Below are 17,036 nucleotides of genomic sequence, written 5' to 3'. Positions count from 1 at the left end.
CAGATATGACAGCCATTCGATTTTCCTATTACGAGCTATCTCTGCTCTCCTTTCTTCGGGAAAGTCATCCCGAAAAAGCCGGTGATATTTCTTTTATCAAAGAGCGTGCGGCAGCTGCTTCCGAAGCCTATGCCGAAGCCTTCGATGCCGGACTTCCCATAACCGAATGTATCGGTATCGCCAACAAGACGCTCTATGCGGGTTTGCACTTTTCCCACCACGATACCATCTCCTCTGTTCTTTGGAACGAGTTCTCTGCTGAAGTGCCGCTTGAAGCGGTCAGGGAGACAGCTATCCGCCTGCGCCCGCTCTTAGAAAGCATCTTCGCCAAGTATCCGATTTCGGACGAGTTCGCCTATATGCCCGAATACAACTCCCTCTATACGGAGATTACGGGTTTTGTTCAACTAAAACTCGAAGAAGATGGCAAGCTATAATAAGAAGGAGCATCTAAGGGCAAACATAGAAGCCATCAAGACGGTCTTTGCCCTGCATCGGGAACAGCGCACGGCGACACCCGAAGAGCGTACGATATTGGAAGCCTATACGGGCTTCGGGGCTTTGAAGTGTATCCTCTCTCCTGCCAACACGATGGAGGACATCGCCCGATGGAACAAGTCGGAGCTGGAGCTTTTCCCCTTGGTGATGGAGTTGCACAGCATCATTAGAGACAACACCGCTTCCGAATCGCAATACAAGAGTTATATGCAGAGCCTGAAAAACTCCGTGATGACCGCTTTCTATACTCCTGCGCCCATAGTACGGGAGATTGCCGTTGCCTTACAGGAGGCAGGTATCGTCCCCAAGCGAATCCTTGACCCTTCGGCGGGAATGGGCGAGTTCATCCGCTCTTTTGATGCCATTGCAGCCGAAGAGCATACGACCTTCGGTTTTGAGAAAGACATCCTCACGGGACAGATGCTCTCCGCACTGCATCCCGAAGACAAGATACGCATCCGGGGCTTCGAGGAAATCGAATCCAAGCTCAACGGTTATTTCGACGTGGTTAGCAGCAACATTCCTTTCGGAGATATGGCTGTCTTCGACCCTGTTTTCAGCAAGACGGACGAACCAGCCCGAAAGGTCGCCCGCACATCCCTGCACAATTACTTTTTCGTCAAGGGGGTAGATATGCTCCGTGAGGGTGGCGTGCTGGCATTCATCACCTCGCAAGGCGTTATGAACGCGCCAACGAACGAGCCTGTAAGGGAGTGGCTGATGAACCATACCCGACTTGTCTCGGCGATTCGCCTTCCTAATAATCTCTTCTCGGAAAATGCGGGGACAGAAGTGGGCAGTGACCTTATCGTCCTGCAAAAGCAGAGTGGCAAGACAAGTTTGACCGAAGAGGAACTGCGTTTCATCAAGAGTGAGAAACGCCCTAGCGGGGTGCTGTTCAACACTTATCTGCGAAGTATGTCACAGATCGTACATACTGAGTGGAAGCAGGACACCGACCCTTACGGCAAGCCTGCCATTCTGTTCCATCACGAGGGTGGAGCGGAAGGCATCGCCACCGATATGGGTAAAATCCTACGGGCTGATTTAGCCAAACGCTTGGATATGGCGTTGTACCAAAAGCATATCTTCATACAGGAGCAACCCCAAGTTAGCATTGCCGTTCCTCCCGAAATAAAACAGCGAGAAGTGACGCTTACGTCTGCCACTTCGGAAGAAGAGCAATCACACCAAGAGGTGGTGCAACTGAAAAAGGAACAGCCGACAGAGCAACCCCGAAGCAGTGTTGCACCACAGGTACAACTACTCGACCTTTTTGGCAATATCATTCAAGAGGAGAAGCCCAAACGAAAAAACTCCTCGATGAAACGTGCCGTGGCTTCCGCCCCTTCTCCCACTGTCGAAATAAAGCAACAAGAGACTGCTATGGGACTGTTGGAGACAGGAGAGTTGTGGTGGCAGCAGGACAAGGAGAAAGGTATGCGGCTGCGTCCCTATGAGGGCTTATGGCATGAACACCTCAGAGAAGGTTCTTTGCTTGCCTCGGACTTTCAAGTCGGAATGCTTGTCCGTGATATGGAGGACAACCGAATGTTCCAGCCCATAGACCTCTCTTCCCAAGAACGGCAGAAGATGTTGCTCTACATAGACCTGCGGGATGCCTACCACGCCCTCTATGATTATGAAGCGGAACGTAAGGTGGCGAATGAATCCTTGCGACAGAACCTCAATGAACTGTACGACCGTTTCGTGCGGCTGTACGGGCATCTGAATGACCGCAAGAACCACGAGCAGATCCTGATGGATGCGGGTGGCAGGGAAATTCTCTTTTTGGAACGAAAGGTAGATAAAGAAACGCTCAAAGCCGATATTTTCCATCAGCCCGTTTCGTTCAGTCTGCACGAAGTGACAGAGGTGAGCAATGCCCAAGAAGCACTTTCGGCTTCACTCAATAAATTCGGAGCGGTGGACACCGGATATATGCTCTCTTTGCTTCCCGAAAGTTCCGAAGAGGAGATGCTCTCCGACTTGCACGGCAAAATTTATTACAATCCCTTGGAGGGAGAGTATGAAATCGCCGAAAAGTTCATATCGGGCAATGTGGTTGCCGCATCGGAACGTATCGAACAATATCTCTTGGAGCATCCGGAGGACACAAGGGCGCAAGTCTCCTTGCAGGCCCTGAAAGATGCCATCCCCGAACCGATTCCTTTCGTGGACTTGGATTTCAACTTCGGGGAGCGATGGATTCCCGTAAACCTTTACTCTGATTATGCCTCGCACCTCTTCGATACCGAGGTGACGATACGCTACAATTCGAGTGCGGATGAATACTCCGTGGATGCACGGGGCCACAATGCCAACATCTGGGACAGATTCTGTGTGCGGGGACAGCATCGTCGCTACGATGGTATTGCCCTGATGAAGCATGCCCTGCTGAATACAACGCCGGACATCACCAAGAAAATCATGGTCGGAGACAAAGAAGTCAAGGTACGAGATACCGAAGCCATACAGATGGCAAACGCTAAAATCGATGAGATACGAAACGGCTTTACTGATTGGTTGAACGAGCAGAGCGATGAGTTCAAGAAGCGATTGGAGAAACTATATAATGATACTTTCAATTGTTTTGTTCGTCCTCAGTATAATGGATCCCATCAGACATTCCCCGACCTCAACCTGAAAGGCTTGGGTATCGAAAGCCTGTACGACAGTCAGAAGGATGCCGTGTGGATGTTGAAGCTTAACGGAGGGGGTATCTGTGACCATCAAGTAGGGGCAGGGAAAACGCTTATCATGTGTACTGCAGCCTATGAGATGAAACGGCTCGGCTTGGCAAACAAGCCGATGATACTCGCTCTCAAGGCTAACGTGCAGGAGATAGCACAGACCTTCCAAACGGCTTACCCGAATGCAAAACTGCTCTATCCGGGCAAAAACGACTTCACCCCCGACAAACGGCAAAGGATTTTCCACGATATCAAGAATAACAACTGGGATTGCATTGTCCTCACACACGACCAATTCGGTATGATACCGCAATCGGACGAGATACAGCAGAAAATCCTTCAGGATGAGTTGGACAGTGTAGAGGAGAACTTGGATGTCCTGCGTCAGCAGGGGCGCAGTATCTCTCGTGCCATGGAAAAGGGGCTTGTCAAGCGACAGATGAATTTGCAGGCGAAGTTGGATGAAATCAAGTTCAAGATAGAGAACCGAAAGGACGATATAGTGGATTTCAAGACCATGGGTATAGACCATCTTTTCGTAGACGAGTCGCATACGTTCAAGAACCTGATGTTCAATACTCGCCACGACAGAGTGGCAGGGCTTGGGAACAGTGAGGGTAGTCAGCGTGCCTTGAATATGCTCTTTGCCATACGCACGATACAAGAGCGGACGGGGAAAGACTTGGGAGCCACCTTCCTTTCGGGTACGACCATATCGAACTCGCTTACGGAGTTGTACCTGCTTTTCAAATACCTACGTCCCCAAGCCCTCGAAGCACAGAACATCAAGACCTTTGACGCATGGGCTGCCATCTTCGCCAAGAAGTCTGTGGACTATGAGTTCTCCGTTACCAATGAGATTGTACAGAAAGAGCGTTTCCGCTATTTCATCAAAGTGCCGGAGTTGGCGGCATTCTACGCTCAAATCACCGATTATCGAACGGCAAAGGAGATCGGCATAGACCGCCCCGAAAAGAATGAGATTATGCACAACATACCGCCTACACCCGAACAGGAGGAGTTCATAGCCAAGTTGGTGGAGTTTGCCAAGACAGGTAATGCGGAATTATTGGGACGAGAGAAACTCTCCGATAGAGAGGAGAAAGCCAAGATGCTTATCGCAACGGACATGGCTCGAAAGATGAGCTTAGATTTGAGACTTATTGATCCTAACAAGTACGGAGATCATGTGGACAACAAAGCCTCCCACTGTGCTGCCAAGATTGCGGAGTATTACCACAAGTTTGAGGAACAGAAAGGAACGCAATTTGTATTCAGTGATCTAGGCACCTACAAGCCGGGCGAATGGAATCCCTATTCCGAAATCAAGCGCAAGTTGGTGGAAGATCACGGCATACCCGCTCAGGAGATACGCTTCATTCAGGAAGCCAAGACTGACAAGGCAAGAAAGACGCTCATCGCAGGCATGAATGAAGGTTCAATCCGAGTATTGTTCGGCTCTACTTCAATGCTCGGAACGGGTGTAAACGCCCAAAAGCGTGCTGTCGCTATCCATCATTTGGATACACCATGGCGTCCTTCTGATTTAGAGCAAAGGGATGGACGAGCCGTGCGTAAGGGAAACGAGGTAGCCAAACTCTATGCAGACAATAAGGTGGATGTTATCATCTATGCGGTGGAGAAGTCACTTGACAGCTATAAATTCAACCTGTTGCACAATAAGCAGCTTTTCATCGAACAGCTGAAAAACAACCGTATGGGTAGTCGTACCATCGATGAGGGCAGTATGGACGAGAAGTCGGGAATGAATTTTTCCGAGTATGTAGCCATTCTTTCAGGAAATACCGACTTGTTGGAAAAGGCGAAATTGGAAAAGAAAATAGCCGGTTTGGAGAGTGAGCGACAGGCCTTCATCCGCAGTAAATCATCCTCCCGAAGTCGTTTGGAGGAGGTTATGCGAGCAGTGGATAGCAATAGGGAACTGATTGGTCGTTTCAGAAGCGATTGGGATTTATATCAAAGCCGAGTGCAAAAAGATAAAGAGGGCAACATACTCAACCCGATAACCCTCAAAGGAGTAGAGGGTAGAGACCCCAAACGCATTGCAGCTAAACTGACAGAAATCAATGAAAAAGCTCGTACTCAGGGAGAATACTTTAGTATTGGAAGCCTCTACGGATTTAATCTCGTGGTCAAGACAGAATCCTCTTCCAAAGATCTGTTTGACCTTTCACAGAACAAATTCTTCGTGATGGGAGAAAGCGGAATGAAGTACAGTTACAACAACGGCAAGATTGCGACAGACCCGCAACTCGCCTGTATGAATTTCCTGAATGCATTGGAGAAGATACCCGGCTTGATTGAGAAATATCAGGCAGACACCGAAAAGATAGCCAAGGATATTCCTGTTTTGCTGGAGGTGGTAAATGGTTCTTGGAAGAAAGAAGAGCAGCTCAAAGAGCTCAAAACGGAACTTGCCGCACTTGACCGAAAAATACAGCTTTCCCTAAAGCCGATTGAAGAGGGAGAAAGCCAACAGGAGGGAATGGAGATGATGCAAGATGAAGCAGGAGAGACGAAGGAAATGGAACAGTCATGTCCGATTGAGCCGTCCGTCATTGCTCCCTCTGTCGATACTTCTGTGGCTCAATCCGACAGACCGTTGGAAAGCAACGGGCAGAGTAGCTCCGCTACACAGTCCGCAATGGACAGACTACCGCCGTCTCTGGCAAGAAAAGTGTTTATTGTCAGACCTAAACTATAAAATGATTTCTCTCTAATTAATACCTCAAACAGCAGCCCCCGCCTTGTCATCACGACAAAACGGGGGCTTAACGACTGTGCACAATCAATCTACTCACTCTAAAGTCACATAGGTTTTTTCTTTGTTCTTTTTCGTTTTAGGTTTTCGGTAAAGTGGGCTTTCATGAAAGAGAGAATTTCCGATTCCAAGTACCAAGTTTTATGGTAGATAATGTGGAAAGGAAGTGTCCCGGAAGCACGGTAACGTTGCAGAGTACGCTTGCTGATTTGAAGCATCATACATACCTCTTGGTTATCCAACAACGGTTCTCCATCTATCATCGGACGTTGGGGAATGTCGGGAGTCGTCTGTTTCAACTCATCGAAACGCTTCATGATGCGTTCCATCCAGTCAAGAAAGGTCTCTCTATCCAATAGTTCCATCCTTTATCTTCCTACTTTTAAGTTTGAAGTTATGCCGTAGTTCTTCCATGTTCTTCGGATTACAGTAGAGACTTCTGTTGCGTATCGCCTCCTCGATGTCATGTAGGTCGTAGTAGCAACGCCCATAGATTATCTTGTAGCCGATTCGGTCTGCACTGCGCATACGCTGGAGGGTACGTTTACTGATACCGAGTATCTCGGCTAACTCATCATTGGAGATAAGGCGGTTTTCATACTCCGTCTTTGCCTTTTTCTCCTGCTCCACATACCGAAGAATCTTTTCTATCTTACCTATCAGTTCCTGAAAGGCTCTGCTTTCTAGTGTAATGACATCCATAACTATTTGACTTGATTATGGCACAAAGTTCGGGAGGGACAATAGGATGAATTGTATGGTAAATATGTACTGAATAAAGATTTTTCGCCTCAGTTTCAAATATTCTTCGACAAAGGCATCCATATCGAAGCCACAAGTACGCTATAATGGATAATCAGGGGCAGGAGTCTCTTTTCGTAACTACATTTGTGTGGAAGTGAAAATTAAAACGGACAAGAATTATGGAAGTAATAGCAATAGAGAGGAAAACGTATGAAGCCATGATGGAGCATTTCCGCATTCTGACAGCCAAAGTCGATGCCCTGTGTCGGGAGTGTGACGAGAAGCGTATGGGCAGGTGGCTGGACAATCAGGATGTCTGCCAAATCCTGAACATCAGTTTGCGTACCCTGCAAACCTATCGTAGCAACCGAATGTTGCCCTACACGCAAATAGGGTATAAGATGTTCTATAAACCGGAGGATGTCGGAAAACTGCTCGAACGATCCTCCGCTTTATAACCAATAAACAATCTAACCACTAAATCCAACGTAAATATGAACAATGACGTAAAGACAAAGAACGACAAAGAGATTGCGTACTTTTTCAACGCCGGTGACCGCATGATAAAAGGCATAGATGCTCTGCGGAAAAAGAACAGACCTCTGCTTAACGGTCATCGCTACCTGACGGATGATGAGTTGTCCCGTCTATTGCATATCAATCGACGCACGTTGCAAGACTATCGCAACATGGGAAGGATTTCCTTTATCAAGTTAGGCGGAAAGGTACTCTACCGAGAAGAGGATGTGGAAAAGCTGTTGCAAGAGAATTATCGCCCTCGGTTTGAGAAGCCTTGACAGAAAAACAGGCAGCAAGAAGCATTTTTCTTACTGCCTGTTCTCATATTCAGTTGTACCATCCACCTTTGCCATAACACACAAGTAGTGGAGAACTTGTTCTCTTCTTTTCGGTCACTCTTCCGATTATCCATTTACGGAAGCTCTTGGCTTCTGGAGAGGCAAATCGAAACGATAGCATCGTTATCATTTCAAGATTGTATAACTCTACAGCACCGTCCTTAAACATTAACCTTCGCATCACCTCATCTTCCCTGAGTAAGCCCTCTTTGAAGATAGACTTGATGTGGTTGCTTACCTTACCGGAGAATACGCCGAACAAATCGGCTATTTCACAAGCCGACATCCAAACAGGGCTTGTCGGAATATGTACCTTTCCGCTTTCTCCAATGGTTATGATTTCTCTTTTCATCGTTTGTCCTCCTCGTATTATATCGTGATCTCATTGAACTGTTCTACCTTACTCAGTTTATCGGAGAGTGCCGCCATGTCCCGACTCTCCTTTTCGTGGGTGATTTTAGCGTAAATCTGCGTGGTGCGGATATTCGTGTGTCCGAGCATCTTGGAAAGGGTTTCGATAGGAACGCCGTTGGTCAGGCAGATTTCCGTTGCCATGGTATGGCGACTGGTATGCCACGTAATCTCTTTTTCGATACCGCAGAGTCCGATGATTTTCTTGATGTTCTTGCAAGCGGTTATATACGTCGGAACGGGCAGAAGCAAATTATCATTCGCCATACCATCGTATTTCTCGATAATCTGCTTAGGAATATCTAAGAGCATGATGTTGGACTCCACCCCTGTCTTTTGTCGCTTGGTCATAATCCAGAGTTTCCCGTCAAAGGAGGTTTGAAGATTATCCTTGGTCAGGTTCTTCATATCGGTAAAGGACAAACCTGTAAAGCAACAAAAGATGTATAAATCCCGAACCAGCTCCATCGACTTGCGGCGGAATCTCAAATCCAACAGCCTGCGAATCTCTTCTTTCGTCAGATAATCTCTATCGGTACTCTCGGCAGATATGCTGTAATCGACAAAAGGGTCACGGACTATCCATCCGTGGTTCTGGGCAATGGCAATCATACGGCGCAGGGGCATCATGTAAATCCATACCGTATTGTTACAGCATTGCTTTTCGGTGCGCAGGAAGATGTCAAAGTCCGTAATGAAAGGCGGAGTGAGTTCTTTCAAAGCAATATCGCTGACATGGTAACGCATCTTGATGAACTCCTCCAAATGCTTGTAGACCGTACAGTATTTTTCGTAGGTAGATTTGCTTCGCAAACCGGCATTGAGCAGTTTGGCGAAGTCCTCATTGTGCTGCGCGAAGACTTTCAGCAAGGTTTCATGCCGCATTTCCAAACCCAAGAAAGCGTTCTTTACTTTCTCGGCAGTGACATAGTTATCCCGCTCGGCTATCTCCTTGTATTTGGCATTGATACCGACACGTATCTTGTCCAAGAAACGGTTGGTTTCCAACGCAACGGTACTTTTTCCAGAAGCGCGATTGCTCTTGATGTCCCACAAATCGGGATGGATGTCGCATTTGCAACTGAACTGGGCAATGGTGCCGTCAATGGTGATACGACACATCACGGGAACGGAACCATTCTTCTTGGGAGCGTTCTTTTTGAGGTAGAACAGAACCTTAAACGTACTACGCATAACTCTGACTTTTATGGTTTACAAAACTATTTATTGTCAGGTTATTTGTTGCTACGCAAAACATTGTCGTTCAATGGTAAAGAAGCAGTCCGCAATTTATTTGCCTGTTTCCTTTCATCGAAGTACCTTTGCAGGAGGTAATCCCCGAAGTTCAGGTCGGATATTGCGCTGTTCGTTACCGCTTTTCCCAACCCTCACTTGCAAAGGAGGTGGTAATGTTTTGGTAACGCTGCTCTGTCCGGAGGTGGCATAAATCCGTCTTTTCGAAGTTCTCCGCCAAATGGCTTAAAATCCAAAACTGACTGACTCACAATTCATTTGCGCCATTTCGCCTTTTCTTGAACCTTGAGGATAGATTTTTTCATAAAAGATTAGGTACTTTTCCCCGAAACCTTTAGTGCTTTTCCCTGAAACCTTTAGTGCTTTTCTCCAAAACCTTTAGTGCTTTCCTCCAAAACCTTTAGTGCTTTTCCCCGAAACCTTTAGTGCTTTTCCCCGAAACCTTTAGTGCTTTTCCCCGAAACCTTTAGTGCTTTTCCCCNAACCTTTAGTGCTTTTCCCCGAAACCTTTAGTGCTTTTCCCCGAAACCTTTAGTGCTTTTCCCCGAAACCTTTAGTGCTTTTCCCCGAAACCTTTAGTGCTTTTTCCAGAAACCTTTAGTGCTTTTCCCCGAAACCTTTAGTGCTTTTCCACAAAACCTTTAGTGCTTTTCCACAAAACCTTTAGTGCTTTTCTCTAAAACCTTTAGTGCTTTTCTCCAAAACCTTTAGTGCTTTCCAGAATGAGGTTAGTTTCCTTTCTAAAAATGGTAATTACTAATCCGTGAAACGGTAATTATGAAAGAGGAGAGAGGTGATTTATCGGCTCTCTTTGTTGGAGCCTTCTTTGATGACAATCTTTTGAGCTTCCAAGAGGCGGCGCTTGGAGTCGGAGTCTCTGAATGCAAAGAGATAACTGTGATCGCCCTCCCGGATCTTGAGCTTCTTGCGCAGCTCTTCGGCTTTCAGATCGAAATTTTTGGCGATCAATCCATAAGATTTTCCGGAAAAAGAGGCTATCGTTCGTTTGTTCCAAGAGTGCTCGCAGAGAATCTCGTACACTCTTCCGGGAAACGGCATCGGCTCTTTGGAGAAGTAGAGATGGGTGGAGGGTGCGATCTTGAACAGCCGATCCGCCCATGGAGTACCGCCCAGCCCGATCTTACTAAGGGCAGGATTCGGGATGTAGAGGTATCGGAACGAGTCCAAGTCTTGCAAGATCGGAAGGTCGGGGTATCTCTTGTTGGGCTTAGTGGTGCTCTCCGAAATGCCGTGGGAAATGTGAGTGGCGGTGAGGAACGAATCTTCGGAGGCGGCTCTGTCGAAAAGCAGACAGACCTCTTTAAGCTCCCCATCCAAAGCCAAAGCATGAATGACGGAGGGCGCGGAAGAGAACAGCCGGTTCAGCAGTGATATGTCTGCTATCGGCGAGAGTTTTACCAACAAGTCCGCAGAAGGATGGTGGGAGCGAAGATGAGATTCTGTTTCGATGATGTCCGGCACACAGTTGCGCGGATCCTGCTCTCTCCTACCGCTGCCATCGGGGCGTCTGTCGGGATCCGCGTAAAGGAGTATCTTCTTCTGCTCTATGTCTATGCTCGGAAAAGTGTTGCGAATGAAATCTTCCGCCGTTGCATTGTACACCTCCACCTTCTGTCTCAAAACTTCGGCATTGCGCCTGAAAGCATCCGCCCTCTCGGAAGAAGGCTCCACGTAGATAAGCTGTTTCGCTTTGGCAGAAAAGGCGATGGTGTCGGCTCCTAAGCCTCCGGTCAGATCAATGATAATGTCGTAGGAAGATATCCATCTGCACTTCTCTGTCGCGGTGATATGGGATGAGGCTTGCTCGGCAATGGTCGGATCGGGGATATAAACGTCCCGGTTCTCGTACCAGAGAGGGAGCTTGTGTCGGATCTTCTGCTTGGAAAGGACTCCTGTTGAGATCTGCATCCGCTCTTCAGGAGTAAAGTCCTTCAGACGCATGCTCAGCTCATAAGCATTCTCGGACTTGTATTGTTCGATCAGATTAAGAATCTTCGCCGGCACTTCCATTGTCAAGATTTTGCATATTGGATGGAAGAGATTTACTCGGAGAAAGCCCAAGCGCACGCATTTTCTCTAATCGGCTCACAATATTTCCCCGCCCGGCGGTGAGCTGATTATATGCTTCGTCATAAGTCTTCTGCAAGGATTCTATCTGCGAGCCTACCCGACTGAACTTCTCTGCATACGAAACAAACTTATCATAAAGCTTGTTTGCCTCCGAAACAATGTCTTGTATGTTATGGATCTGATACTCTTTCTTCCATAAATCCAGTAAAGAGCGAAGCATCGCGATGAGGTTGAGAGGCCCCATGAGGACAACCTTTTTATTGTAAGCATCCATCCAAAGGTTCGGGTCCAACTGCAATGCAAGATTGAATGCACCTTCGTTCGGGAAGAACAAAACGACAAACTCCAACGATGTCGAGTGATAACGCGAGTAATCTTTAACACTCAACTCCCTGATATGGCTCTTCACAGATGTCAGATGACGCTTCATTGCATCTTTTCTTTCATCTTCCGACTCCGCAGAGAAGAAGTCATAATAGGCAGACAACGATACTTTAGAGTCTATTATGACATCGCGCTCCTGAGGATAATGAACGATGGCATCAGGGCGCATGGCTCTTGCTGTCTCTTCATTTCTTACTACGCCGGAGCCTTCCACTATCGTGTGTTGCAGATCATATTCTCTTCCGCGAATAAGACCGGAGTCTTCCAAGACGCGCTCCAAGATCATTTCTCCCCAGTCTCCCTGTACTTTATTTTTACCTCGAAGTGCTTGAGTCAGATTATTGGCCTCCTTTGAGATGCTTTTATTCTGCTCCATGAGATTCTCTATAACACCTTTAAGCAGATGTCTCTCTTTTGCTTCGTTGATATAGACATTCTCCACTTGCTGTCTGAACTGCTGAATATCTTTACTCAGAGGAGAAAGAATCTCCTGTATGGTAATTCTGTTTCCTTTTTCCAGTGATTCTGCCTTCTCATCCAATATCTCACGAGCTACGGAAGCAAAACCTTTTTCTACTTCCTGTTTCAAATCTGATTGTCGCTGCTTCTCCTGCTCACAAGTCTGCTTCAAAAATCTGTTTTCCGTCTTTAAGGCAGATAAAAAGTAAAGCAAAACAACAACCGCAATGGCGAAGAGAATAGTAAGAAAAATAAAGATATCCATAAGGTGGAATTATTGTTTTCTATCATTGATACATCTGAAAGACGCAAGAGCATAGAGAGCCGCTGTCTCTGTTCGTAAGCGATATGTACCCAAAGAAACAGGGATATAACCATTATCCACTGCTTTCTTAACCTCAGTATCCGTAAAATCTCCTTCCGGACCTATCATTATTATACTATCACTACCGGCTGTCATGGTTGAAGCAAGGTCTCTCTTAGGATAAGTTTCAGCGCAATAAGCTATGAATTTTTGCTCTATATCCTTCCATTTCAAGCACACATCTTCAACGGAAAGACCAACGCTCAATGAAGGCAGGAAAAGATGCCTGCTCTGCTTCATTGCCGATACCATTATCTTCTCAAGACGCTCTACGCTTACTTTTTCTCTTTCGGAACGATCACAATGCAAAAGAATAATATCCGAAACGCCCAGTTCGACAGCTTTCTCGATGAACCACTCCGTACGATCTCTGTTTTTAGTGGGAGCCATACAAACTATACACTTAGAAATCTCTCCTTTTTCGATTTCCTGAATAACAGAATCTACCGAAACTATTGCTGCCTTCGGATCTGTCTCTGCAAGAGTGCAAGCATACATTTTGCCTTTACCGTCCAAAACATTGCACCGGTCTCCGGATTGCAATCGAAGCACCTTTACGGCATGAGCGGACTCTTCCAAAGAGAGCACCGGAGAGAGTTCTACGTCAGGACAATAAAAAGAAGGCAACTCATTAAAAATCATCTTCGTAGCTCTTGTTCCCTTTTTCATCTCAGTTTAGCTTTACTAAGAAATATCATCAGAACATCCTTTCTGTTTAATAACATCATGAAGGATGGATGCCCATTCATACTTTTCTTCCTTCACCATAGTACCCAAGACCTCTTTTAGATCTTTCATATCAGCCTCAACCAACAAGTCTATCAAAGGGATCTGATCCGGAATAGTACTTTCTATCTTCTCTTGAAAGACTTCTAAAATATGCAGTCTCTCAAGCTGTTCATCAGAGATTTCCTTTCCTAAGACAGCGTAAGTCTCATTGAAGACACGTCTAATAGTATTCCCTTTCCCACTATTCTCTCCAAGAGCTATCAAAGAAGACTTTTGCTTGCTGTCTTCCAAATTCAATCTTATAATAATGTGATCTGAATTGAAAACAAGCTTATCCCTAAACTTGTCCAGTAAATCTTTGTGTACGTATATAGAAGTTCGTTTTCTAATCCCGACAAGAACCGAATCCAACAGAGGAGCCTCAAAATAAGATGTATGAGTATTTCCCTCAGAATTATCTCCTTGTATTTTTATCCAACAGCTGTTTCGTACTAAAAGTTCCTCTACTATGCGTATCTCTTCTACACGATAGTTGGTGTGGAGAAGAAGAGCATCCAATAACGTCACGGACTCTTCTTTAGGTAAAATAGATCCGATACGAAGACGCATCTTAACCAGAGGATGAACCAACGAAGGAATAAGTATTGGGAAGCCGGCTGTTCCTTTGACCTCCCTAAGAATCAAAACATTGGGAGAGTTTGGGTCTTTACCATTCCCCTCTCCCAAAGCAAACATCTCTACTCTGGAATATCTGTCCTCCACTTGAGGTCTTTGTTCTTCTCCCTCTATCATTCTATTTCTACTCTATATCAAAATCTGAAAGATCCCATTCCTCTTCATCTTCATTCTCGCCCAAAGATATAATAATGGAAGAAGCTCCTACACTCAGGACATCGCCATCTTTAAGCCTATACTTCTCCCCCTTTTGTAGAAGGGCATTATTGACAAATGTCCCTGTCCTGCTTTCGTTATCTCTGACATAATAGTAGGCTTTTTCTCCTCTACCCGTCTTTCCTAATACGAAGTGAAGACGATCCATGCTTGGATCTGAAGTATAAATTTGGAGATCTGCATTTGAATCTTTATTCTTTCTTCCCACCACTATCTCTCCCTTTTCGGGTAAAGCATATTTTTGTTCGTAAGCAAAAATATTCTCCACTATGGTAAAGTGTGGCATTGTGGTATCCAACTCTTCAGAAAGTACGATAGACGCTGCACGTTTAACTCTATCTGTTGGAAGATCCAACTTAGAACGATACACATAAAACGTTTTGTAGCAAGCATTACAAGTAATACTCATGCCACTTCCCTCTCGTTCTTCTTTGTATTGCTCTTTAGTATGGATGCGTTCGCAAAACGGACAATGAACCTCTATCATATCATTACACGGAATACTGATTTATTCAATCTTATCTCTCTAAACTATGTCCGAAAATAGAGAAAGTAATCTTTCCAATCCTTTTCGATCATCATCATCAAAAGTATCCAGCTCTGCACTATCTATATCCAATACCCCGGCAACGTCACCCTTGTTATTAAACAGAGGAACTACAATTTCACTTTTTGAAAGAGAACTGCAAGCGATATGACCAGGGAACTCATCAACATTTGGCACCACAATGGTAGTGGCACGTTCCCATGCTGTTCCGCAAACACCTTTTCCTTTGCCTATTTTAGTGCAGGCTACCGGTCCTTGAAAAGGATAAAGGACAAGCTCCGTTCCCTCTTTATTTATCATGTAAAAACCTGTCCAGTGATACTCAAATGTATGGTGAAGAAGAGCAACAAAATTGGACATATTCGTTACTAAAGGAAGAGAAGAGTCTAAAAGTCCTTTTGCATACTCATAAAGAGTTTCATAGACTTCCGCCTTATTTTCTTTCGTTGGTTTAACGTCCGGTATAGTGTGCATAAATAAGTTCTATTCGTTTTTAATCAATAGCTAAATATCTCTATTATATATCAGAAATTCATATTAAAAGACATCAAAGCAGTCAGACCTTTCTGAGGAGCTCCAATCCATCTTGCAGTAGAAGTATTAAGAAGATTGTTTACCTCCAAACCCAGACTGTACTTATGGTTGAATGTATGAGTTATTCCAAGATCTATATTAAACGACATTGGAAGACTGACTTCTTCTTGAGTCGCAGCAGAGGATTGCTTCGGAGAAAAGAAGGTAACCCCCATATCGGAAGAGTAAAGTGCTCTGAACAACCACTTGTCCTTGACATTGTAACTAAAAATAGCTCCATGAGTAAATGCAGGAAGCCCCAAAATAGAATGCTCTTTCTCATCCGGCAGCATATAACGATTAAAGCTACCAAAAGCCTTGAGCATAAATCCATAAGGAGAATAATAGCTTACGGAACCATTAAGGAATATATTTTTTATCCGATTTCTCCTGTTGGCTTCCACCATTTGCATATCTACAATATAGCCATCATCTTTATATCCATAAGAGAAAGTGCCATATTCTGTCATTGCATAATGATCTGCAAATCCTCCCTCAACATCTATATGAAATCCATTTAGAGATCCATAAGTCGCACCTAAAAGCACTCTATATGCTGTGGAGTTCAGTGCATTAGTCATTCCACTTGTAATATTCAGATAGGGATTCTGCTCCAATTGCTCATACAGCGTAGGCAAAAGTGCTCCACCATCAGCTTTCAGTCGAAGAGCCAACTTACGTTGATCTCCAAAAGAGTATCTTAGATCAACATCCGGAGCTATTGCCAAATTGGAAATTCCACTTTCACGATTATAGACCCTTACTCCAACATTTACCCCATATTGTTCGCTGTTAATACCAATAAATGGAGAAGCAGAAAAGAGCAGTCTGTTTAGTCTAAAAGATTGTATGGTAGGTCCACCGGTATGATAATGCTGTACAAATCCCTTTACTCCGGCACTCCAAAGCTCGCGAAAGTGATAAGAGAGCATGGCTTGAGCGGAAACATTCAACTCCGCTGCTCGAATACTCTTATCTCCACCGGCCAAACGATGAATATCTGCTTTGTCAAGAAAAGAGGCAATGGCATTTCCGGAAATCGCCCACCCATCTTCATAAAGCATCTGTTTAGGTTGTAGCTCCAATGTCAATGCACCACCCCAAACATTATGAGAAGGCGGTGTCAGAGTTTTAGTCGGATCTATTGCTGTTCCGTCCTCTTTTTTTAGTCCCGTCAGACCATAAAGAGAGCTCTTTTGATATAGAAATCGAGCAGAAATATCCGCAAATGTTCCCAATGCCGGCATCCGCATACGAGCAAGAAGATCCGTAGAGTGATCTCTTCTATCTGTCCTGCTGTCAAATTCAGGATGATGTGCTCCATATCCGACCCCTTCATGTCTCAAATGAAGAGAAGATATTTTATTTTCTCCGGTTTTCTGTGCAACCCCGACACTGGCACTATACTCCAAAGGATACCCTCCCGCAAGCCTGAGATACCCTTTTTGAGGAAATTGATCCGGTTGATGCAGGTTTCTCAAAGGAGCCAACTCCTGACGCTGATACTTGGTTGCAGCACTAAAAGCATCTTTAATAAAAGAGACCGGAAGAGCTGCTTTTGTCGGCTTTAGAGGTAAAGGATTGAAGAACTCTTTTTTAACAACACTACCAACAGGAACATACTCTTTCTCAAGTACAACCTCTCGTTTCAGTGAGTCCTGTTTTACGGTCTGAGCATCCAGTACAGAAGGATACATAACTACTCCAATACCAAATATTGCAAATAGAATACCTTTATTATATCTTTTCATTTCACTAC

The 17,036-nt window shown here is 45.2% G+C and carries 16 protein-coding genes; 5 read left to right on the top strand and 11 right to left on the bottom strand.

All coding sequences use genetic code 11. From position 1 onward, the window contains the following. Positions 1 to 5: 5 nt before the first annotated feature. Positions 6 to 437 (top strand): DUF1896 family protein, encoded by a 432-nt coding sequence (locus HQ29_RS05845; RefSeq protein ID WP_013815807.1) that lies wholly within the window; start codon positions 6 to 8, stop codon positions 435 to 437. Then, positions 424 to 5,916 carry a helicase-related protein gene (locus tag HQ29_RS05840; protein WP_036868215.1) on the top strand — a complete coding sequence of 1,831 codons (5,493 nt, stop codon included), beginning with the start codon at positions 424 to 426 and terminating at the stop codon, positions 5,914 to 5,916. Before HQ29_RS05845 ends, HQ29_RS05840 begins: the two co-directional genes overlap by 14 nt. A 104-nt stretch (positions 5,917 to 6,020) precedes the next feature. Here HQ29_RS05840 and HQ29_RS05835 read toward each other — a convergent pair whose 3' ends face one another. Beyond that, positions 6,021 to 6,338 carry a helix-turn-helix domain-containing protein gene (locus tag HQ29_RS05835; protein ID WP_013815805.1) on the bottom strand — a complete coding sequence of 106 codons (318 nt, stop codon included), beginning with the start codon at positions 6,336 to 6,338 and terminating at the stop codon, positions 6,021 to 6,023. Beyond that, complete coding sequence (locus tag HQ29_RS05830) at positions 6,322 to 6,675, bottom strand: helix-turn-helix domain-containing protein (RefSeq protein WP_004584306.1); 354 nt, start codon at positions 6,673 to 6,675, stop codon at positions 6,322 to 6,324. The genes HQ29_RS05835 and HQ29_RS05830 overlap by 17 nt, the downstream gene beginning before the upstream one ends. A gap of 221 nt (positions 6,676 to 6,896) precedes the next feature. Between HQ29_RS05830 and HQ29_RS05825 the strand changes: the two genes are divergently transcribed. Next, positions 6,897 to 7,175 carry a helix-turn-helix domain-containing protein gene (locus HQ29_RS05825; protein WP_004584305.1) on the top strand — a complete coding sequence of 93 codons (279 nt, stop codon included), beginning with the start codon at positions 6,897 to 6,899 and terminating at the stop codon, positions 7,173 to 7,175. A gap of 36 nt (positions 7,176 to 7,211) precedes the next feature. Beyond that, positions 7,212 to 7,514, top strand: a complete 303-nt coding sequence (locus HQ29_RS05820) for a helix-turn-helix domain-containing protein (RefSeq protein ID WP_025837558.1) — start codon at positions 7,212 to 7,214, stop codon at positions 7,512 to 7,514. 49 nt (positions 7,515 to 7,563) lie between these two features. On the opposite strand, the gene HQ29_RS05815 is transcribed toward HQ29_RS05820, so the two are convergent. Together HQ29_RS05815 and HQ29_RS05810 are read right to left on the bottom strand one after the other, a co-directional pair. Further along, positions 7,564 to 7,926 (bottom strand): hypothetical protein, encoded by a 363-nt coding sequence (locus HQ29_RS05815; protein WP_036850025.1) that lies wholly within the window; start codon positions 7,924 to 7,926, stop codon positions 7,564 to 7,566. Between the two features lie 17 nt (positions 7,927 to 7,943). Beyond that, positions 7,944 to 9,179, bottom strand: a complete 1,236-nt coding sequence (locus HQ29_RS05810) for a site-specific integrase (protein ID WP_013815804.1) — start codon at positions 9,177 to 9,179, stop codon at positions 7,944 to 7,946. Between the two features lie 73 nt (positions 9,180 to 9,252). On the opposite strand from HQ29_RS05810, the gene HQ29_RS10455 reads away from it, so the two are divergent. Further along, complete coding sequence (locus HQ29_RS10455) at positions 9,253 to 9,432, top strand: hypothetical protein (protein ID WP_162531363.1); 180 nt, start codon at positions 9,253 to 9,255, stop codon at positions 9,430 to 9,432. 605 nt (positions 9,433 to 10,037) lie between these two features. On the opposite strand, the gene HQ29_RS05805 is transcribed toward HQ29_RS10455, so the two are convergent. From HQ29_RS05805 to HQ29_RS05775, 7 genes are read right to left on the bottom strand one after another with little or no spacing between them, the layout of a single operon-like run. Continuing rightward, a complete protein-coding gene (locus tag HQ29_RS05805) occupies positions 10,038 to 11,270 on the bottom strand; it encodes a THUMP-like domain-containing protein (RefSeq protein ID WP_036868209.1) in 1,233 nt (410 codons plus the stop codon). Continuing rightward, a complete protein-coding gene (locus HQ29_RS05800; protein WP_052089889.1) occupies positions 11,245 to 12,438 on the bottom strand; it encodes a DNA recombination protein RmuC in 1,194 nt (397 codons plus the stop codon). The genes HQ29_RS05805 and HQ29_RS05800 overlap by 26 nt, the downstream gene beginning before the upstream one ends. Positions 12,439 to 12,447: 9 nt before the next feature. Next, positions 12,448 to 13,206, bottom strand: coding sequence for an RsmE family RNA methyltransferase (locus HQ29_RS05795; RefSeq protein ID WP_052089888.1), 759 nt, complete (start codon positions 13,204 to 13,206; stop codon positions 12,448 to 12,450). A gap of 15 nt (positions 13,207 to 13,221) precedes the next feature. Continuing rightward, entirely contained in the window at positions 13,222 to 14,058 is an 837-nt protein-coding gene (locus HQ29_RS05790) for a hypothetical protein (protein WP_036868207.1), read from the bottom strand. 7 nt (positions 14,059 to 14,065) lie between these two features. Continuing rightward, positions 14,066 to 14,644 (bottom strand): FHA domain-containing protein, encoded by a 579-nt coding sequence (locus HQ29_RS05785; RefSeq protein WP_052089886.1) that lies wholly within the window; start codon positions 14,642 to 14,644, stop codon positions 14,066 to 14,068. 39 nt (positions 14,645 to 14,683) lie between these two features. Then, positions 14,684 to 15,178, bottom strand: coding sequence for a GAF domain-containing protein (locus HQ29_RS05780; protein ID WP_052089884.1), 495 nt, complete (start codon positions 15,176 to 15,178; stop codon positions 14,684 to 14,686). A 50-nt stretch (positions 15,179 to 15,228) separates the two neighbouring features. Beyond that, complete coding sequence (locus HQ29_RS05775) at positions 15,229 to 17,028, bottom strand: porin family protein (RefSeq protein WP_036868204.1); 1,800 nt, start codon at positions 17,026 to 17,028, stop codon at positions 15,229 to 15,231. Between the last annotated feature and the right edge of the window lie 8 nt (positions 17,029 to 17,036).

The organism is Porphyromonas canoris (assembly GCF_000765975.1).
GTDB lineage: Bacteria > Bacteroidota > Bacteroidia > Bacteroidales > Porphyromonadaceae > Porphyromonas_A > Porphyromonas_A canoris.
The sequence above is the reverse complement of the archived record's forward strand: the minus strand, read 5'-3'. Positions and strand labels throughout refer to the sequence as shown.